Origin of the sequence: Faecalibacterium sp. AF28-13AC, assembly GCF_003478405.1 — a bacterium.
In the GTDB taxonomy this organism is placed as follows: domain Bacteria; phylum Bacillota; class Clostridia; order Oscillospirales; family Ruminococcaceae; genus Faecalibacterium; species Faecalibacterium prausnitzii_E.
The window spans coordinates 47678-66032 of record NZ_QUFG01000003.1; the positions used below are offsets into that span (position 1 = coordinate 47678).

18 protein-coding genes are annotated in these 18355 nt (G+C 61.1%); 5 read left to right on the top strand and 13 right to left on the bottom strand.

Annotated elements, in window-relative coordinates:
• Positions 1 to 55: 55 nt before the first annotated feature.
• From DWY95_RS04605 to DWY95_RS04650, 11 genes are all read right to left on the bottom strand, one after another.
• Positions 56 to 2278, bottom strand: coding sequence for an ATP-dependent RecD-like DNA helicase (locus DWY95_RS04605; protein WP_118552564.1), 2223 nt, complete (start codon positions 2276 to 2278; stop codon positions 56 to 58).
• 96 nt (positions 2279 to 2374) lie between these two features.
• Positions 2375 to 3730 carry an MATE family efflux transporter gene (locus DWY95_RS04610; RefSeq protein ID WP_118552565.1) on the bottom strand — a complete coding sequence of 452 codons (1356 nt, stop codon included), beginning with the start codon at positions 3728 to 3730 and terminating at the stop codon, positions 2375 to 2377.
• Positions 3731 to 3927: 197 nt separating this feature from the next.
• Positions 3928 to 4809: a D-alanyl-D-alanine carboxypeptidase family protein gene (locus DWY95_RS04615; RefSeq protein ID WP_118552566.1), complete on the bottom strand. Its 882-nt coding sequence runs from the start codon at positions 4807 to 4809 to the stop codon at positions 3928 to 3930.
• A 105-nt stretch (positions 4810 to 4914) separates the two neighbouring features.
• Positions 4915 to 5178 (bottom strand): Fic family protein, encoded by a 264-nt coding sequence (locus DWY95_RS04620; protein ID WP_243082582.1) that lies wholly within the window; start codon positions 5176 to 5178, stop codon positions 4915 to 4917.
• Positions 5175 to 5360 (bottom strand): antitoxin VbhA family protein, encoded by a 186-nt coding sequence (locus DWY95_RS17320; RefSeq protein WP_158577517.1) that lies wholly within the window; start codon positions 5358 to 5360, stop codon positions 5175 to 5177. The genes DWY95_RS04620 and DWY95_RS17320 overlap by 4 nt, the downstream gene beginning before the upstream one ends.
• Before the next feature lie 81 nt (positions 5361 to 5441).
• Complete coding sequence (locus DWY95_RS04625) at positions 5442 to 6224, bottom strand: amino acid ABC transporter ATP-binding protein (RefSeq protein WP_097793340.1); 783 nt, start codon at positions 6222 to 6224, stop codon at positions 5442 to 5444.
• A gap of 15 nt (positions 6225 to 6239) precedes the next feature.
• A complete protein-coding gene (locus DWY95_RS04630) occupies positions 6240 to 6887 on the bottom strand; it encodes an amino acid ABC transporter permease (RefSeq protein ID WP_187116962.1) in 648 nt (215 codons plus the stop codon).
• An 87-nt stretch (positions 6888 to 6974) separates the two neighbouring features.
• Positions 6975 to 7814: a transporter substrate-binding domain-containing protein gene (locus tag DWY95_RS04635; protein ID WP_118552777.1), complete on the bottom strand. Its 840-nt coding sequence runs from the start codon at positions 7812 to 7814 to the stop codon at positions 6975 to 6977.
• Positions 7815 to 8043: 229 nt separating this feature from the next.
• On the bottom strand, positions 8044 to 9060 hold the full coding sequence (locus DWY95_RS04640) for a hypothetical protein (protein WP_118552568.1): 1017 nt from the start codon (positions 9058 to 9060) through the stop codon (positions 8044 to 8046).
• A gap of 72 nt (positions 9061 to 9132) precedes the next feature.
• On the bottom strand, positions 9133 to 10662 hold the full coding sequence (gene cls / locus DWY95_RS04645) for a cardiolipin synthase (protein ID WP_118552569.1): 1530 nt from the start codon (positions 10660 to 10662) through the stop codon (positions 9133 to 9135).
• 68 nt (positions 10663 to 10730) lie between these two features.
• Positions 10731 to 11570: a DegV family protein gene (locus DWY95_RS04650; protein WP_118552570.1), complete on the bottom strand. Its 840-nt coding sequence runs from the start codon at positions 11568 to 11570 to the stop codon at positions 10731 to 10733.
• A 160-nt stretch (positions 11571 to 11730) separates the two neighbouring features.
• On the opposite strand from DWY95_RS04650, the gene DWY95_RS04655 reads away from it, so the two are divergent.
• A complete protein-coding gene (locus DWY95_RS04655; RefSeq protein ID WP_097793335.1) occupies positions 11731 to 12279 on the top strand; it encodes a DUF1836 domain-containing protein in 549 nt (182 codons plus the stop codon).
• Between the two features lie 56 nt (positions 12280 to 12335).
• Here DWY95_RS04655 and prfB read toward each other — a convergent pair whose 3' ends face one another.
• On the bottom strand, positions 12336 to 13457 hold the full coding sequence (prfB, locus tag DWY95_RS04660; RefSeq protein ID WP_118552571.1) for a peptide chain release factor 2: 1122 nt from the start codon (positions 13455 to 13457) through the stop codon (positions 12336 to 12338).
• A gap of 311 nt (positions 13458 to 13768) precedes the next feature.
• On the opposite strand from prfB, the gene DWY95_RS04670 reads away from it, so the two are divergent.
• Positions 13769 to 14749, top strand: coding sequence for an RING finger protein (locus DWY95_RS04670; protein WP_097793332.1), 981 nt, complete (start codon positions 13769 to 13771; stop codon positions 14747 to 14749).
• A 41-nt stretch (positions 14750 to 14790) separates the two neighbouring features.
• On the top strand, positions 14791 to 15666 hold the full coding sequence (locus DWY95_RS04675) for a UTP--glucose-1-phosphate uridylyltransferase (protein ID WP_118552573.1): 876 nt from the start codon (positions 14791 to 14793) through the stop codon (positions 15664 to 15666).
• 60 nt (positions 15667 to 15726) lie between these two features.
• Here the strand turns inward: DWY95_RS04675 and DWY95_RS04680 are convergent, their stop codons facing one another.
• The gene (locus DWY95_RS04680) at positions 15727 to 16413 is read right to left on the bottom strand and encodes a rhomboid family intramembrane serine protease (protein ID WP_118552574.1); all 687 of its coding nucleotides are present in this window, start codon (positions 16411 to 16413) and stop codon (positions 15727 to 15729) included.
• 272 nt (positions 16414 to 16685) lie between these two features.
• Between DWY95_RS04680 and holA the strand changes: the two genes are divergently transcribed.
• Entirely contained in the window at positions 16686 to 17714 is a 1029-nt protein-coding gene (holA, locus tag DWY95_RS04685) for a DNA polymerase III subunit delta (protein ID WP_118552575.1), read from the top strand.
• Positions 17711 to 18328, top strand: a complete 618-nt coding sequence (locus tag DWY95_RS04690) for a DUF4093 domain-containing protein (protein ID WP_118552576.1) — start codon at positions 17711 to 17713, stop codon at positions 18326 to 18328. Before holA ends, DWY95_RS04690 begins: the two co-directional genes overlap by 4 nt.
• Positions 18329 to 18355: the final 27 nt, after the last annotated feature.

Consider the following 18355-nt stretch of genomic DNA (forward strand, 5'->3'; position numbering starts at 1 on the left):
ATAACCGCTCGGAAAAGTACACCCGCGTTCTTGCACAAAGCAGCGGTTTCCTGCGTCATTCCTCAAGTTTCTGCTGTTCGGCGGGCAGGGCCTGCTGCAGCAGGGTGCACAGGCCGCTGTACCGCAGGTTCTGGCGCACATTGCCCATCATCCGGTTCACGACATCCCGCCGCCCGGTCACGATGCAGAGCTTCCGTGCGCGGGTGACGCCGGTGTAGAACAGGTTCCGGTAGCACAGCCGGGGCGGCACCTGCGCCACCGGCAGGATCACCGCCGGGAACTCGCTGCCCTGGCTCTTGTGCACCGTGATGGCGTAGGCGATCTCCAGTTCGTTGAGGTTCTCCGCCGGGTAGAGCAGCCGCCGGTCGTCCATCCGGACCACCATCGAGCGCTCCCGCATGTTGATGGACTCCACGATGCCGATGTCGCCGTTGTAGGCGCCCACGCCCTGTTCCCCGCCGACCCGCTGCCAGACGATCTCGTAATTGTTGCGCACCTGCATCACCTTGTCTCCCACCCGGAAGACGCGGGCCGCGCTCTGCAGCTGGGGTTTGCCCTTCTGCTCCGGGTTGAGCAGGTTCTGCAGCTCCACGTTCAGCGCCTGGGTGCCGGTGGGGCCGAGCTTGGTCGGGCAGAGCACCTGGATATCCCGGACGGGGTCGAAGCCGTAGCTCCGGGGCAGGCGGGTTGTGACAAGGTCGCAGACCAGTTTCTGGGCCGCGTCGCCGTCCGATTCCAGAAAGAAAAAGTCGTCGGTCTTGCCGCCTTTTTGCAGCGGCTCACTGGAAATGATATGGTGGGCGTTCTCCACGATGAGGCTCCGTTTGGCCTGCCGGAAGATCTCGTTCAGGCAGACGGTGGGCACCCGCTCGGAGCGGATGACCTCGCCCAGGATGTTGCCGGGGCCGACGCTGGGCAGCTGGTCGGCATCGCCCACCATCAGGATGCGGCAGCTGTACCGCAGCGCCGCGATAAGCGCCTGAAACAGCTTGACGTCCACCATGCTCATCTCGTCGAGGATGACGACATCGCACTTGAGCAGGTTCTTGTCATTGTGGATGAAGCTGACCACGCCGCCGGTGTAGTCCACTTCGAGCAGGCGGTGGATGGTGGAGGCCTTCCGGCCGGTCAGCTCGCTCAGCCGCTTGGCCGCGCGGCCCGTGGGAGCGCAGAGGGCCACCCGCTCGGCCTGATGTTCCAGCAATTGCAGGATGGCATTCACGGTGGTGGTCTTGCCGGTGCCGGGGCCGCCGGTGAGGACGAGGCAGTTCTCGGTCATCGCCTTGCGGATGGCCTCTTTTTGCAGCGGTGCATAGGCAAAGCCCTGGGTCAGCTCCAATACCTGGATGTTCTTGTCCAGGTCGCGGACGGTCTGCTTCTCCCGCTTGGCCAGCAGGGCCAGCCGGTCGGCGATGTCCTGTTCAGCGGCCAGCAGGTCGGGCAGGTAGATGTAGGGTGTGCCCTCAAACATCCGGACGCTGAGTTCGTCCGTTTCGATGCACTGGTCCAGCGCTTTGGCCAGCTTTTCCGGCGGCTGGTGGATGAAATTGGAGGCCGTTTCCAGCAACTGCGCACGGGGCAGGCAGGTGTGACCGTTGCCCGCATTGTGGCGCAGGGTGCGCAGAAGGGCGGCTTCCAGCCGCTGGGTGCAGTCCCCTTCCATGTGATAATACTGGGCGATGCTGTCAGCGTGGCGGAAATCCAGCTGCAGCGGCTCGCCGCAGAGCAGATAGGGGTTGGAGGAGATGGCGTTCATGGCGCTGGGGCCAAACACCCGGAACACCTCCATCGCGCGGCGGGGGCTGATCTCAAACTGCGCTAGATAGGCGATGAGCTCCCGCATCCCGAACATCCGCTTGAACTCCTGCTGGATGCGGTCGGCCTTGTCCGCCGAGATGCCGGAGATGGTGGTCAGCTGGGCCGGGTCATTCGCAATGATCTCCAGTGCCTGTGCCCCGAACTTGTCGAGGATTTTCGTGGCCGTGCGCGCCCCGATGTAGGGCAGCGAGCCGCTGGCGAGGAAGGCATAGACGGCTTCCAGATCCTTGGGCATGTCGGTCTCGCACTCCTGCGCGTGGAACTGGCGGCCATAGGTGGCGTGGTTTTCATACTTGCCGCGGCAGACGACGCTCTCGCCTGCATGCAGCTCCCCCACCACGCCGCACACCACCGTGAGGACGCCGCCGCCGGAGATCTCAAAGACGGTGTAGCCGTTGTCCGTATTTTCGTAGATGATGTCTTCGACCGTACCCTCGATCTGTTCCAGTTCCTGCTCCATCGGCTCCACCGCCCTTTCTGTGGCATAATTATAATCAGTATAATATAAAAAGAAGCGTTTTGCAATGCAGTCATCGCAAAACGCTTCTTTTGATCCTTACAGGTTTGCGTGAGGCACCAGCTTTTCCTTTTTCAGGCGGCGGTACACCACGATGTAGGCCGGGATGAGGAAGAAGCAGGCAAAGAACCAGGCCACGGGGCTGGCGATGCAGGCGGCAAAGTAACCCCACAGCGGCACGAACAGGAAGCCCACCAGCGCACGGGCGACCATCTCGGCCACCCCGGCGAACATGGCCAGGCTGGAATAGCCCAGCCCCTGAATGGTATAGCGGTAGATGATGAGGACTGCCAGCGGGATATAGAAGACGCTGTTCCAGAAAATGAAGCTCTGGGCGTTGGCCATGATCTCGGTCTGATCGCTCTCCAAGAAGAGTCCGATGAGGGGCTTATCCGCCACGCGCAGGATGAGGAAGGACGCGATGCTGTACACCACGCCGATGCCCAGCGCGGTATTGACGCCCCTGTTCACGCGGTTCAGGTCGTGTGCGCCCATGTTCTGGCTGGCGTAGGTGGTCATGGCCGTGCCGATGCTCTCCAGCGGGACGGCGAGGAACTGCGCCGCCTTGCCGCCGGCCGTCTGTGCTGCCACGATGTCGCTGCCCAGACCATTGACGGCACCCTGCAGCACGACGCTGCCGATGGCCGTGATGCTGCACTGCAGGCCCATGGGGATGCCCATGCTGCAGAGCTTGGCGCAGTGCGTCCTGCTGAGCTGCCCCTCTTCTCTGGACCAGCGCAGCTCCCCGTAATGTTTGAGGATATAGAGCAGACTGCCCAGACCGGCCACGGCCTGGCTGAACACGGTGGCGAACGCCGCACCGAAGGCGCCCATCCGGAACACGATGATGCAGAGCAGGTCCAGCCCGATGTTCAGGAAGCTCGCCACCAGCAGGAAGTAGAGCGGGCGCTTGCTGTCGCCCAGAGCGCGCATCAGGGCGCTGGTCATATTGTACAGCAGGGTGAACGGGATGCCCACAAAAATGGTGCGGATGTAGACATCCGCCAGGTCGATGATGTTGTCCGGGGTATTGGTCCAGACCAGGATGGAGCGGGTCATGGCAACCGTGACCACGGTGAGCACCGCCGCAAAGAAGAGCGACAGCCAGACGGCGTTGGCGGTGTAACGGCGCATCTCACGGTAGTCCTTCGCGCCGAACGTCCACGAAATGGGGATGGAGAAGCCGCAGGCGATGCCGTTGACGAAGCCCAGCACCAGATAGTTCAGGCCGCCCACGCTGCCGACCGCCGCCAGCGCTTCCACACCGACGAACCGGCCCACGATGATGGTATCGGCCAGATTGTAGAACTGCTGAAACAGGCTGCCCAGCATCAGCGGGACCGCAAAGGCGAGGATCAGCCTGAGCGGGCTGCCCTGTGTCATATCTTTTGTCATGTCAGTGCCCTCCTTTGGGGGTCATCAAAAGCAACAAAACCGATTTTTTGCCGACAAAAACGCCCTGCCGGAAAAGGGGCAGGACGTTGTGGTTTTCACGAATGTGATTATATCAGATTGCGGTAATTTTTCAAGAGTCTCCTTTTGATAAGCTTCAACAAGGATTCCTCGTAAAAATTAGTGATTCTGCTCATATCTCAGCGAGTCAGCTGGCGGTAGACCCGGACAGCATCTTCGATATGGTAAGGCTCGGTGCCGTGGTTCCCCTGCGCACCCGCCGTGACGAGGATGTACCGTTTCCCCTTCACCTGTGCGGCACTGGCCAGACAAAGCCCCGCCGCGCTGGTATAGCCGGTTTTGCCGCCCAGGAACTGCCCCCTCCACAGGGAGACATCGCCCAGCTCTTCCCAGAAAGTGCTCGTCATTGTAAAGCCCTCCGGATGCAGGTCCGTCGCCGGGACGGCGTAGCGCCCGGCGCTCAGGATGGCACGGAAGGTCTCGTTCTGCATCGCAGCCCGCAGCAGCCGGGCCATATCCCGCACGGTGGAGACATGCTCCGGGTCGTGCAGGCCGGTGGAGTTGCAGAAGTGGGTGGAACGCATCCCCAGCTCTGCCGCCTTCTGGTTCATCAACTCCACAAAGGCTTCCTCCGAACCGCTCACTTCCCGCGCCAGCGCCTCGCAGCACTCCGCGCCGGAGGGCAGGAGCGCACCGTATAACAGGTCCCGCACGGTAGCCGTCTCACCGGGCCGAAACCCCGCCATCGATGCGCCCTCGGCCCGCAATTCCGGGAAGATGTCCTCCGGCAGCGTCACCGGCTGTTCCAGGTCTGGGTTTGCCTCAAGGGCCAGAAGGGCCGTCATCACTTTGGTCATCGAGGCCGGGTAGATGCTCACATCCGCCTTTTTTTCTGCCACTGCCTCTCCGCTGTCGGCATCCACCAGAATGGCATACGGGCTGACCAGTCCCTCCAGATGGACCGTCCGGGGCCATATCAGCAGCAGTGCCAGCAGAGCCAGCAAGATCAAAAACAGACACCGCCGTGCCCGGCGGTTCCGCGCAGAACGCTTCCGTTTCATCGAGTTCCACATCCTTTCACTCCATAAAACGGTCGTCCAGGCGGTTTTCCTGCATGGAGTGCAAAACCGCCCCCGGAAAGGCAGCCTCTCCGGGGGCAGTTTTGGTCATTCTTTTATGATCTTGTCCAGCATCTCTTTCAGCGGCAGGTCGATACCCTGTGCGGCGTATATCGTTGCGATCATCAGCTCATCGGCATCCACACAGGAAAAATCCAGCCGATAGCCTGCATTCTGCGCCAGCTGGGCCAGAAACACACGCTGCGTCCGCCCATTCCCTTCCCGGAACGGATGCAGCTCATTGGTCCGTTCATAGAGGTCCAGAAGCTCCTCTGCAAAACGTTCCCGCGAAAGACCGCAGAAATGGTTCACCTCCGGGCTGGCCGGTCCTGCCCACGCTGCCGGTTCAGGATTTCCTGCACAAGGGTCGCCGTATCGATTCGTCCTTCCAGATAGCGCACACAATCGCGCTCCGTCTGTTTGGAGACCGGAAGCCCCTCCATCCGCGCAGACGCCACCGCATTGCGCATAGCCTGTTCTCGTTTTGTCGTCATACCGGAACTCCCTCCTTCCTGTTCGAATCTATTATAGCAAAACCGCCCCCGGAAAGGCAACCTCTCCGGGGGCAGATGCGGTCATTCAGAATAGTGGGCGAGGAACTGCTTTGTGCGCTCCTCCTGGGGGTGGTCGATGAGCTCTTTGGCGGGGCCTTCCTCCACGACCACGCCGCCATCCATGAAGAGGATGCGGTCCGCCACATCGCGGGCGAAGTGCATCTCGTGGGTGACGATGATCATGGTCGTCTTGCGGTCGGCAAGGTCGCGCAGGACGCGCAGCACTTCACCGGTCAGCTCCGGGTCGAGGGCCGAGGTCGGCTCGTCGAAGCAGAGGATGTCCGGGTGCAGGGCCAGCGCACGGGCAATGGCCACGCGCTGCTGCTGGCCGCCGGACAGCTGGTGCGGATAGTGTCCGGCACGCTCCGACAGACCCATCTGGGCCAGAAGCTCCTTTGCCTGCTGCTCCAGCTCGGCGTGGATAGCTTTTTTGCGGGCCTTGTAGTCCGGGCGCTCTTTGGCCAGCAGCTCACCCGCCAGCATGACGTTCTGCAGCGCGGTGTACTGCGGGAAAAGGTTGAAGTTCTGGAACACCAGACCAAAGTGGAGACGCTTCTTGCGCACTTCGCTCTCCCGCTGGGTGGCGGGGTCGGCGGCGTCCCACATGGTCTCGCCGTTCACCTTGATGACGCCGGTGTCCGGCCGTTCCAGAAAATTCAGGCAGCGCAGCAGGGTCGTCTTGCCGGAACCCGACGAGCCGATGATGGCCAGCGCCTCGCCCTGCTCCAGAGTGAGCGAAATGTCCTTGAGGACGTGGGTGTCCCCGAAATTTTTCCCGATGCCGGAGGCTTCGAGCAATGCCATAATTGAACCCCTCCCTTAGCAGCGGAAATAATCGAGCTTTTTCTCAAGCCAGTTGAACAGAACGGTCAGCACACCGACGAAGACCAGGAAGAAGATGGCCGTGGAGAACAGCGGCCAGATCAGGCCCTTTGCACTGTATTCCTTGGCCATCATGATGATCTCCTTGTTGGCGATGGTATTCGCCAGCGAGGTATCCTTGACCAGCGTGATGATCTCGTTGCCCATCGGGGGCAGGATACGCTTGATGACCTGCAGCAGCGTGACTTTGAAGAAGATCTGCGTCTTCGTCATGCCCAGCACCTCCCCGGCCTCAGTCTGGCCTTTGGGCACTGCCTCGATGCCGCCGCGGTAGATCTCCGAGAAGTAGCAGGCATAGTTGATGGCAAACGCCACCACGGCTGCCACCATCCGCCCGCCGGAGCCGGAGGGCCAGGGGTTGCTCATCCCCAGCAGACCGGGGCCAAGGTAGATGACGATGATCTGCAGCATCAGCGGGGTGCCGCGGATGATCCAGACGAAGGTCTTGACCGCGGCGCTCAGCGGCTTGCAGCGGCTCATGGAGCCAAACGACACCACAAGGCCCAGCGGCAGCGCGAACAGCAGCGTCAGGGCAAACAGCTCACAGTTGAGCAGGAATGCGCCGGATAGGCGCCCAAGAATCACAGACACAAAAACACACCCATCATTTTTTTGTACTTCCAACCGGAAACCGCCCCGGAACGGAGCGGCTTTCTGCATTGCGGTCTACGATCAGTCGGCCAGCGCCAGCTCGTACTTTTCGGCCAGTGCGCTCAGGGTGCCGTCAGCCTTCAGCGCATCAAACGCTTCATCGACGGCCGCTGCGGCATCGCTGCCCTTGCGGAAGGCCACGCCGTACTCCTCGGCGTTCAGCTCATCGACGATCTTCAGGTCTGCATAGTCGGTGCCCTCACCGATCATCGCGTTGGCCAGGGTCAGGTCCAGCACAGCGGCATCTGCGGTACCGGCGGCCACCTCCATCAGGCAGTCGGTCTGGACGCTCTTGGAGATGTAATCGGCCTGCGACAGGCTTGCATCGTCTGCAATGGCCGACTCACCGGCGGAACCGGCTTCTGCGACCACAGTCTTGCCCACGAGGTCCGCCGTAGAGGTGTACTCCATGCCGTCCTTCACGACCACGACCTGTGCGTTCTTGGCGTAGGGCCTGGTGGCGGCGGTGTTCTCCTTGATCTCATCGGTCAGGGTCAGGCCGTTCCAGATGCAGTCGATGCTCTTGGCGTCCAGCTCGACCACCTTGGTGTCCCAGTTGATCTCCACGAACTCCGGCTCCACGCCCAGCTTCTCGCAGACGGCGGTGGCCAGCTCGGTATCAAAACCGGTGAAGTTGCCCTCGTCATCGGTGTAGTTCATCGGTGCATACACCGTGTAGCCGATGACCATCTTGCCCTTGCCCTGGATATAGGCCAGGTCGCTGTCGGCCGAAGCGGATGCAGCAGAGCCTGCCGCAGAGCCGGAAGCCGAAGCAGCCGCAGACGTGGATGCGGCCCCGCCGCAGGCTGCCAGGCTGAGTGCCATCGCACCCGCCACAAACATCGAAAGGAATCGTTTCATTCTCATCCCAAAGTCCTCCTCGAACGCCCTTGTTTTATCGCTTTACCGTGATAAAGAGCTAAACTGTGCATCTAGGATACCGCATTTGGCACGATTTTGCAAGGGGGAAGGCTGATTTTTCGCACAATGCCGGAATGCGTTCTCTTTCCGGTGTGCTTTCTGTGCGAATCGCGCAAACAAAAAGAGCCCTTCCCTTTCGGAAAAAGCTCTTGTGAAGTGCTTTGCAGCGTCATTTGGTTCGCATCGCGTCCAGCGCGGCCTTTTGGAGGTCGGTCACCGAGATGGTGCACAGCGCCATCAGGTCGGCGTCCGAGCCGTCTGCCGGGATGGCGGCGACCTCCGCACGGGTCTTTCCTTTGAGGTAGCCGCAAAAGCCCTCGCTGTGCTCGTACCATTCCTTATTTAAGGAGGAAGCCCCCCGCATCCCGTAGCGGTCGCCCTGTTCCAGCTTGGTCTCCACCTTGTCCGGCGCAGTGATGCCGCCATCGGCCGCCACCGTCAGGGCCGGTTCGGCCATATCTGCCACAGCGCTGGTCACACGGCCCTCGGCGTCCAGCGTCAGGGCCACAAGGCTGATGTCGATCTCTGCGTTGACGTCCCGGTCATCGGTGGCGGTCACATCCGAAGAGCCATTCACCGCCTCCACGCCCAGCGACACCCGGTCGCCTTTGGCCGCGCCCAGCCCCCTGGCATTGGAGCAGGCCTTGACCACCGCATCCCGATAGCGGTCCACCGCGATGGTGCAGCCGGCCAACAGGTCAGCGTCCGTGGGCTTGCCATCGTTGTCCAGTTTCAGCAGGGACACCTGCTCCGGCGTCCTGCCGGTCAGGTAGTCCGCGAAGGCATCCGCCTGCTCCGCCCAGCCTTTTTTCAGCGAAGAGGCCTCTGCCAGCGGGTAGTCCGCCCCTTTCTGCCGCTTGGTCCGGTAGTCGGTGGGCAGGTGCACTGCGCCGGTGCCGTCGGCCCCGATGGTCGTTTCCAGCTCATCCAACTCCACGTCAGCGATCTTGCCGTCGCCGTCCAGCAGCACCGCCGCAGCCGCCAGCCGGATGCTCCCGGTGCGGTCTTCATCTTCCGTTTCCACGACGATGCCGAGGCCGGTCTTCCAGGCGGCAGTCGTCTGCGAGGCCGCGCCGCTCCCGCTCATGCTTCCAGAGCCGGACGACCCGGCGTTCGGTTTCCCGCAGGCGGCCAGCAGCAGGGCTGCTGCCAGCACACAGCCCCAAAGAGCCTTGCTTTTTCTCATAGATACGCTCCCTTTCCCGATGGGTTTGGAAGTAGTATATCCGGCAGGGCCATTCTTATGCGTCAGCGGGTTTTACAGCAGCGGGCTCAGCAGCCGCAGGACGCTGTCCAGCAGGGTGCCCGGCAGAGAAGTCCGGCAGTCGGAAAGCTGCATCTCCCGGCACTGCGGCAGAGTGGCCAGCACATCTTCCCGCAGGGCGATGACCTGACTGTTGCTGTAAAGCAGCGCCCCGCACTCAAAGTGCAAAAACAAACTGCGGTAATCCATGTTGATGCTGCCCACCACGGCCAGATGGTCGTCGCTGACGTAGCATTTTGCATGGAGGAAGCCGGGGGTGTACTCGTAGATGCGGACGCCCGCCCGGAGGAGCGGCACATAGTAGGACCGGCTCAGCCGGAACACCAGCTTCTTATCCGGGATGCCCGGCAGGACCAGCCGGACATCCACGCCGCGTTTGGCGGCGGTCTTCAGGGCATCCAGCATCTCCTCACCCACAGCAAGATAGGGCGTGTAGATATACACATACCGCTGCGCCTGGGCCAGGATGTTCAGGTAGACCGTCTCGGCCAGCGGCTCTTCGTCCAGCGGGCTGTCCGTGTAGGGCTGAACGACGCCGTCCGAACTTTCCGGCAGGTGGGTCGGCGCAAAGGGTGCGTAGTCCGTCTCCTGCGGGCGGAAGGCGTTCCAGCAGTTGAGGAAGATGACGGTAAAATTCCAGACCGCCGCCCCTTCCAGCCGGATGGCGGCGTCCTTCCAGTAGCCGAAGCGCTGCTCGGCGTTGATATATTCGTCCGCGAGGTTCACGCCGCCGGTGTAGGCCACATTGCCGTCGATGACCACGATCTTCCGGTGGTCGCGGTGGTTCATCACCAGCGACACCAGCGGCATCACAGGGTTGAATGGGATGCAGCGGATATGACTGCGCTCCATCCGGATGACGAAGTCGCTGGGCAGGCCCAGCAGACTGCCGAAATCGTCGTAGATCAGCCGCACATCCACGCCCTCGGCAGCTTTCTGCTTGAGGATGGCCTCAATGCCGTCCCACATCGTACCCGACTTTACAATGAAGAATTCGAGAAAGATAAATTTTTCCGCCCGTTCCAGGTCTTCCAGAAGCCTGGGGTACATGGCTTCGCCGCAGGGGAAATAGTGCGCGGCGGTGTGCTTCCACGCCGGGTAGGGGCCGTAGGTCTCCACATAATGGCTCAGGTTTTTCTCCACGCGGTCCAGCGTGTCGGTCTGGTCCGGCCGGGGCGCAAGGTCGGCCGTGTGGGCCTGCTCCACCTTCCGCATCCGGGTGCGGAGCCCCTTGGCCGGGGCCTTGTTGCCAAAGGCCAGATACAGCGCCCCGCCCAGCAGCGGCAGCAGGCCGATGAGGACGATCCAGCCGATCTTGTAGGCGCTGTTTTCGTCCTTCCGGACGAGGTAGAGCACGATGACGATGCTCAGCGCCTTGAGCAGGCCGTTCAGCCAGACCCGGCCCGCCGTAAAGGCCCAGAACGCCCAGAGCAGCCACAGCACCTGCAATGCCACCAGCACGATGGTGATGGTGGCACGGTTGAGGATGCGGCTGAAAAATTTAACGATCGGCAGTCTGAACACGCTGTACCTCCCCCGCCGCTGCGCGGCTCTTTAAGATGGAGTTAGTATAGCGCGGTCCGGGTGATTTTTCAAGCCTCTCCGTCCTCGTATCCGATCAGAAGGCCGCCCAGCTCGGCGTAGTAGCTGCACAGGCCGCCGCACTCCGTCACCACGACTCTGGCCCCCTCAAAGACAGCCTCGATCATGTGCTTCAGGCGCTCGGCAGCGGCAGGGTTGCCGCAGTGGGAGATGTTCACCTTGCCGTTGGTGTAGCCGTGCTCCTTGAGCTCCAGCACGATGCGCTCCAATGCGCCATGCTCGCCGCGCGTTTTGCAGATCACGTCCAGCTCACCGGCCTCACTGGCCTGCCCGATGACCCGGATGCCCAGCATCCGCGCCACTGCCGCCACAGCGGGCTTCACGCGGCCATTGCGGGCCAGGTTGGCCAGCGATTCCAGCGAGAAGAGCAGATGGGTGTGCTTATGGTAGCGCAGCATCTCTTCACAGATGGTGTCGAACTCCTTGCCGGCAGCCAGCTCATCCCGCAGATGCTCGGCCAGCAGGACCTGCTCCGGGCCGGTGGACAGGCTGTCCAGCACAAAGACCCGCTTACCGGGGTTCTCCTGCTGGTATTCCTCCGCCGCCAGCTGGGCCGCATTGCAGCTGCCCGACAGCGTACCGGTGATGGTGATGGCGTACACCTCATCGGCTCCCTCGTAAGCGGCCAGCCAGTCGCCAACGTTGGGGCAGGAAGTCGAGGTCTTTCCTTTATAGGTGCGCAGGGTCGTGGCCATGCCCACCGCATCCAGCGTGCCGTCATCGTGGTATTCCTCGTGATCGGTGATGATTTTCAGGGGCACACAGGCAAAATCCACGCCATCCAGTGCATACAGGCTTGCGGCAGAATCCACAACGATCCGGGTCTTCATAAGCAGTATCTCCATTCCAGCGGCAAAATCCGCCGCATTTTTCATGTTGTCGAAGCTATGATATCAGTTTTTCAAAAACCTGTCAACCGTTTCCGAGAAATCTTCAAAAAGTTTTCATAAGACGGTTGACCCTGCCGGAAAAATACGCTATACTATCCGCATGAACAATGAATCCAACCGCCGCATAGCGGCCTGCGCCGTGGATTTTGCCCTGCCGCGGTACGCAGAACTGCCTTCCGTCGGGCTGTATCTCGACCAGACCGTCCAGTACGTCAACGGGTATTTTCGTGCATTTCCAGGGGTGGAGCTCACGGCTTCCATGGTGAGCAACTACGTCAAGAAAGGGATCATCGGCCACCCCATCAAGAAAAAATACACCCGTGAGCAGCTGGCCGGCCTGATCTACATCGTCGTCTCCAAAACGGTGCTCTCGATGGAAAACATCGACACCCTCTTCAAAATGCAGCGCCAGCACTACTCTGCCGCGCAGGCCTACGACTATTTCTGCGAGGAAGTGGAAAACTGTCTGCCCTATGTGTTCGGCCTGACCCATACCATCCGGGATCTGGCCGCGGACGCCGGAGAGGAGAAGCTGCTGCTCCGCAGCACCATCATCGCCGCCGTCAACAAGATGTTTCTTGACTGCGCATTTGCCGTCATGCACCAGGAGCAGGCTCTCTGGCCGGACATCCTGGCGGATCTGGCGTAAGACACACAAACGAAAAAGCCACGCTTTCGCGTGGCTTTTTTGCTTATCGGTAAGATTTAGGTGTCCTGCAATTCCCCGCGGCTGGCGGCCTTGAGGTATGCAAAGATGAAGCCGTCGAGGTCGCCGTCCATAACAGCGTCCACGTTGCCGGTCTCGTAGTTGGTGCGATGGTCCTTGACCATGGTGTAGGGCATGAAGACATAGCTGCGGATCTGGTGGCCCCAGGCGATCTCGTTCTGGACGCCCTTGATGTCCTCGATCTTGTCCATGTGCTGCTGCTGGGCGATCTGATACAGCTTCGCCTTCAGCATCTCCATGGCGTAGTCGCGGTTCTGGAACTGGCTGCGCTGGGTCTGGCAGCTGACCACGATGCCGGTGGGCTTGTGGATCAGACGGACAGCCGAAGAGGTCTTGTTGATGTGCTGGCCGCCGGCACCGGAAGAACGGTAGACCTGCATCTCGATGTCTTCGGGGCGGATGTCCACCTGGATGGTGTTGTCCAGCTCCGGCATGACTTCCAGCGAAGCAAAGCTCGTCTGGCGGCGGGCGTTGGCGTCAAACGGAGAGACGCGAACCAGGCGATGCACGCCGTTCTCGCTCTTGAGCAGGCCGTAGGCGTTGGCGCCCTTGACCATCATCGAAGCACTCTTCAGACCGGCTTCGTCGCCGTCCTGATAGTCCAGCACTTCCACGGTCATGCCGTGGGCAGCGGCCCAGCGGTTGTACATCCGGTAGAGCATCTCGGCCCAGTCCTGCGCCTCGGTGCCGCCGGTACCGGCATGGAAGGTCAGGATGGCGTTGCTGTGGTCGTACTCGCCATTCAGCATGGTCATGAGCTGCAGTTCATCCACCGCCTTCTCCACGGTGTTGACCGCCTCTTCGGCTTCGGGGATCATTTCCGGGTCGTACTCCTCGTCCAGCATTTCCAGCATGGTTTCGGCGTCATCGTACAGGCCCTGCAGCTTTTCAAAGCGGTTCAGCTTGCCGCGCAGGTCGCCCACCTCGTCGAACACCTTTTTGCTCAGCTCAGCATCGTCATAGAAGCCGGGGCGGGACATGGTGTGCTCCAGCTCCTGCACACGCTTGCGGGAGGCCTCGATGGCGAGGGCCTCTTCCAGGTCCTTCACCGCTGTGCCGTATTCGGCCAGCTTCACTTTCAGTTCTTCAGTCGTGATCATTCTCAATATCCTCTCAAAAATAAGAAGTATCGCCCTTATTTCTCATAGGTCCATCGCGCTTTGCATTCTGGCAAACACAAAAGCCGGCCGCCAGAGGTTCTCCCTGCGGGAGAGCTGGCATCGCGCAGCGATGGCTGAGAGGGCTACAAAAAGATACAGTTTATACACAGATACTTCATTAGTATACCGGGAATCCGTGATAAAGTAAAGAGGAAAAATCACCATCATGCTGGAAATTTGAAGATTTTCACCTTTTCTTTTCTCCGGGATGGGAGTATAATAGCATCAAGTACCATTTATGGGAGGAAGTTATGCCAAAATATTATGGCTGCCCCTGCGAGGGCTGCGGCAAGCCGCTGACGCTGCAGGACGATATCGTCGTCTGCCCCGACTGCGGCGCACCGTACCACCGGGATTGTTATGAAAAACTGGGCCGCTGCATCCACAGCCCAGCTCATGCCGCCGGATACGAATGGAAGTTCCCGTATCAGGAATCCGAGCTGTGCACCTGCCCTGCCTGCGGCGAGCGCACCCTGCGCAGCGAGGACCACTGCCGCTGCTGCGGTGCCGTGCTGCCGCCGGAAGGGGCCGAAGAGCCTGCCGACCGCACGGCCGGCCCCGGCGAGGGCAATTTTGATTATTCCAGCCTGTACCGCCAGTATCAGGAGACCGGCTCCATGCCCCAGGACCCCATGCGGCAGGCCTATGAGGCCGCCTTTGGCAAGGACGAGATGCTGGACGGCATCCCCTGCAAGGACTGGGCCAGCTACATCGGCCCTGCGTCCCCCGCCTACCTGAGCACCTACTGCCGGATGCAGCTGGCGCACAGCAAGATCTCCATGAGTTTTTCGGCACTGCTGTTCGGGCCGTTCTATTTCTTTTACCGCAAGGCATGGAAGCCCGCATTCGGCTTCCTGGCAGCTGAGCTGCTGCTGGCCGTGCCCACCCTGCTGCAGCTGATGCAGCTCACCGGCAGCACCATGGCCCCCGCTCTGAGCGATTCCACGATGGTCATGCTGGCCCGCCTGTGCTCGGCCCTGAGCTTTTTGCTCATGGTCGTGCGCGGCATGTACGGCAAGTGGCTCTACCGCAAGAGCGCGGCAGACCGCATCCGGAAGATCCGCTCCGAGTTCCCGGACGAAGCCCAGCGCAAGGCCGTTCTGGCCGCACAGGGCGGCGTCAGCTTTGCGGCGGTGTTCGGCTGCTTTTTGCTGCTGATGGTCATCGGCAGCGCCAGCACCCTGCTGCTGGGCCCCAATGTGGACGCCCTGCTCAATCTGGTCTACGGCTGATGCACCCAGCCTGCGATAGTTTTGCGAAGGAGTTTTGAATCATGAAAAAAGTCACGAAAGCTGTCATCCCTGCTGCGGGCCTTGGCACCCGTGTGCTGCCCGCCACCAAGGCCATGCCCAAAGGGATGCTGCCCCTTGTGGACAAGCCCGCCATCCAGTATCTGGTGGAAGAGGCCGTCCGTTCCGGCATCACTGACATCCTCATCATTCTGGGCCGCAACCAGAGCATCATCGAAGACCACTTCGACCGCAGCCCGGAGCTGGAAGAGAAGCTGGCCGCACCCGGCAAGGAGAAGATGCTGGAGGAGTGCCTGGGCATCTCCAACCTGGCCAACATCTACTTCGTCCGCCAGAAGCAGACCCTGGGCCTTGGCCACGCCGTGAGCATGGCAAAAGCTTTTACCGGCGACGACCCCTTCGTGGTCATCTATGGCGATGACGTCATCTGGGGCGAAGACCCGGTCTGTGCCCAGCTCATCCGCGCCTACGAGGAGTTCGGCCGCCCGGCCGCAGGCGTCTCCGCTGTGCCCTGGGCCGATGTGAGCCGTTATTGCAGCCTGAAGACCACCCCCATCCACGACAACTACTTCTTCGTAGATGACATGATCGAGAAGCCCAAGAAGGGCCAGGAGTTCAGCAACTACTCCATCCTGGGCCGCGTCCTGCTGACCCCGGAGATCTACGACATCCTTGCCCGCACCAAACCCGGTGCCGGCGGCGAGATCCAGCTGACCGACGCCATGGCCGAGTTCGCCCGCAACTATGGCGGCATGACCGCAGTCGAGTTCACCGGCAAGCACTACGACATGGGCAACAAGCTCAAGATTGCCGAGGCACAGGTGGAGCTGTCGCTCCAGCACCCGGAGATCGGCGAGGCCTTCCGCGCTTATCTGAAAGAATTCTGCAAGACGCTGTAACGCATCTGCACAAAAATCCCCTTCCGCATGGTCCTGCCGCGCGGAAGGGGATTTTTTATTTTACCGGTTCCTGTGCCGGGAGGTCTTTTCAAATTTCAGGCCCGGCTTTGCCCCGGACGCCTTGCGGCGTTTTTGGGGGCGCAGGGCGTAGAAGTAGCCGAACCCCGTGCCGCAGATGCCGCCCACGATGTGCATGAAGTTGGCGACATTGTCATGCACGAAGACGATATCGTACACCTGCTGGCCCAGATACAGCGCCGCCACCAGCAGCATCGTGACCGGGATGCCGCCCGAAAAGCCGGACAGCGACGCCAGCATGATGAGCATGAACACGATGCCGGAAGCGCCCAGCAGGGCCGTGCGGGGGAAGAGCGCGCATTGCAGCACACCGGACACCAGCGCCGTGAAGACGATGCCCTCCAGCAGCGGGATGCTGCCGTATTTTTCCTCCATCGGCGGGCCGATGACGAGGAGCAGGAGCATATTGTTCAGGAAATGATCCCAGCTGGCATGGCCCAGCACATGGCCGAACAGCCGGACATAGAACAGCGGGTCTTTGAACGAGGAGCGATAGACGCAGAACAGGTGCATGGTCGTCCAGCCGTTCGTCCACTGGCCCAGAAAGAGCACCAGGAGCGACAGCAGAAAAAAGGTGAGGATCACCGGGGAGTTGTATTGCAGCTGCAACGTAAATTTGGCACGTTTCGTAATGGCTTCATCCTTTCGCGGCCCGCGGAGGCCGGGCATTTTTTACTTCCGGCAGGGTCGGCCCCCTGCATTTTCATTCGTTTCCTCTTTGCCGAATGTTTGAGAAAAGCGTTTTCAGTATATCATGTTTTTCCGTTCCCGAAAAGCCCCGCCCCGGCTTTTTTTGCGTCCGGGCAGGCAGCATTTTTTTGCCAGGCCCCTGTGCACTGTGCATTGACAACGCCCCGCAAGTCCGCTACACTATGGATATCGAATCTCCCGGCATCTGCGGGGCAGAAGATCCCCCGCAAAAACGAAAGAAGGTCTCCCCTTTGGCAACGGAAGCAAAGCTCCGGCAGCTGGCAGAAAGCAGCTGCCCGGTCTACTATTTTTATTCCAGCGAGCGGTATCTGGTGCGGCAGGCCGTGGCGGCTGCCGTGCGGCTGCTCTCGGCCGACAGTGACGAAGAAACCACCGTGCTGGACGGTGCCGCTCCGGAGCTGGAACAGCTCATCATGGCGGCGGGCACCATCTCATTTTTCGGCACCCGGCGCGTGGTGGTCCTGCCCGAACTGGACCCCGCCGCCTACAGCGACAAAGATCTGGATGCGCTGTGCGAAACGCTTTCCAGCCTCGAAAATGCCGTCGTCGTGCTGGGCAGCGTGTTTCCTTTGGAGCGCGGCAAGCTCAAGACCGGCAAACGGGCGCAGAAGCTCACCGCTGCCTGCAAAAAGCTCGGCTATGCCGAAGAGCTGGCCAAGCCCAAACCCTACGAGCTCAAGGTGATGATGATCGAGCGGGCCAAAGCGCAGGGTGCTACCCTGCCCGAAGGTGCCGCCACTGCCCTGCTGGAGCGCTGCGGTGAAGACCCCTTCCTGCTGGAAAACGAGGTGGACAAGCTCTGCGCCCTCTCCGGCTACCAGACCGTCACTGCGGCCATGGTGGCTGAGATGGGCACCGTGAGCCTGGAGGCCGATGTCTTCGAGATGACCCGGATGATCACGGCCAAAAACGCCACCGGGGCCTGCAAAAAATTACAGGCTCTGCTCCGGCTGCAGCAGGAGCCCATCGCCATCACAGCGGCACTCATCGGCAGCTATGTGGACCTCTACCGGGTCAAGCTGGGCAGCGCCAGACGCAAGAGCTACAGCACCGTTTTCAAGGAGTTCGGCTACAAGGGCAGCGATTACCGGCTCAAGCGCTCGGCCGAGACCGCCAGCCACTACACCCTCGGCCAGCTGGAAGCCTGCTTGCAGGTCCTGCTGGATCTGGACAAATCATTGAAAAGCCAGCCCGTAGACGCGGAGGTACTGCTGGAAGCAGCTCTCTGCCGTCTGGCGCTGGCGGGGAGCGGACGATGAGCGAACGAGAACTTCTCCACACCGACCGGGTGCTGGTGGTGGAAGGCAAATACGATGCGGCACGCCTTTCCCACCTGACAGACGCGCTGATCCTTCTGACCGACGGATTCGGCATTTATAAGGATAAAAAGCGCCAGCAGCTGTTCAAGGCGCTGGCAAAGAAAAACGGGCTCATCCTGTTCACGGATTCGGACGCCGCCGGGTTCCGCATCCGCACCTACATCACCAATCTGGTGGGGGCCGAACACGTGGTGCAGGCCTATGTGCCTGCCATCCACGGCAAGGAAAAGCGGAAGCCGCAGCCCGGCAAAGAGGGTCTGCTCGGCGTGGAGGGCGTGGACGACGCCATCGTGTTGCAGGCGCTCAAAGACGCCCTCGGTGCGGAGGCTGGCGCAGCTGTCCCCCGCCCGGAGGGCCGGGCCATCACCTATGCCGACCTCTACGATTGGGGGCTCTCCGGCACACCGGGCAGCGCCGAGCGGAAATATGCGCTGCTCAACGCCCTGGGCCTGCCGCCCCGCCTCTCGAAAAAGGAGCTGGTGGAGGCACTGAACCGCCTGTACCGGTTTGAGGAACTGGATGCGTTCCAGGCGGCGTTTTTCGCTTCGGTGTGAAAGCACTCCGCGATGAAGGTCAAAATT

What these genes read in the sequence shown, in the direction of transcription:
- DWY95_RS04635 (WP_118552777.1), bottom strand. Translation starts at nt 7,814, where the DNA reads ATGAAACGATTCCTTTCGATGTTTGTGGCGGGTGCGATGGCACTCAGC.
- DWY95_RS04680 (WP_118552574.1), bottom strand. Translation starts at nt 16,413, where the DNA reads ATGCCCGGCCTCCGCGGGCCGCGAAAGGATGAAGCCATTACGAAACGT.
- DWY95_RS04675 (WP_118552573.1), top strand. Translation starts at nt 14,791, where the DNA reads ATGAAAAAAGTCACGAAAGCTGTCATCCCTGCTGCGGGCCTTGGCACC.
- DWY95_RS04650 (WP_118552570.1), bottom strand. Translation starts at nt 11,570, where the DNA reads ATGAAGACCCGGATCGTTGTGGATTCTGCCGCAAGCCTGTATGCACTG.
- DWY95_RS04655 (WP_097793335.1), top strand. Translation starts at nt 11,731, where the DNA reads ATGAACAATGAATCCAACCGCCGCATAGCGGCCTGCGCCGTGGATTTT.
- DWY95_RS04615 (WP_118552566.1), bottom strand. Translation starts at nt 4,809, where the DNA reads ATGAAACGGAAGCGTTCTGCGCGGAACCGCCGGGCACGGCGGTGTCTG.
- DWY95_RS04670 (WP_097793332.1), top strand. Translation starts at nt 13,769, where the DNA reads ATGCCAAAATATTATGGCTGCCCCTGCGAGGGCTGCGGCAAGCCGCTG.
- DWY95_RS04640 (WP_118552568.1), bottom strand. Translation starts at nt 9,060, where the DNA reads ATGAGAAAAAGCAAGGCTCTTTGGGGCTGTGTGCTGGCAGCAGCCCTG.
- DWY95_RS04605 (WP_118552564.1), bottom strand. Translation starts at nt 2,278, where the DNA reads ATGGAGCAGGAACTGGAACAGATCGAGGGTACGGTCGAAGACATCATC.
- DWY95_RS04690 (WP_118552576.1), top strand. Translation starts at nt 17,711, where the DNA reads ATGAGCGAACGAGAACTTCTCCACACCGACCGGGTGCTGGTGGTGGAA.
- DWY95_RS17320 (WP_158577517.1), bottom strand. Translation starts at nt 5,360, where the DNA reads ATGACGACAAAACGAGAACAGGCTATGCGCAATGCGGTGGCGTCTGCG.
- DWY95_RS04625 (WP_097793340.1), bottom strand. Translation starts at nt 6,224, where the DNA reads ATGGCATTGCTCGAAGCCTCCGGCATCGGGAAAAATTTCGGGGACACC.
- DWY95_RS04610 (WP_118552565.1), bottom strand. Translation starts at nt 3,730, where the DNA reads ATGACAAAAGATATGACACAGGGCAGCCCGCTCAGGCTGATCCTCGCC.
- prfB (WP_118552571.1), bottom strand. Translation starts at nt 13,457, where the DNA reads ATGATCACGACTGAAGAACTGAAAGTGAAGCTGGCCGAATACGGCACA.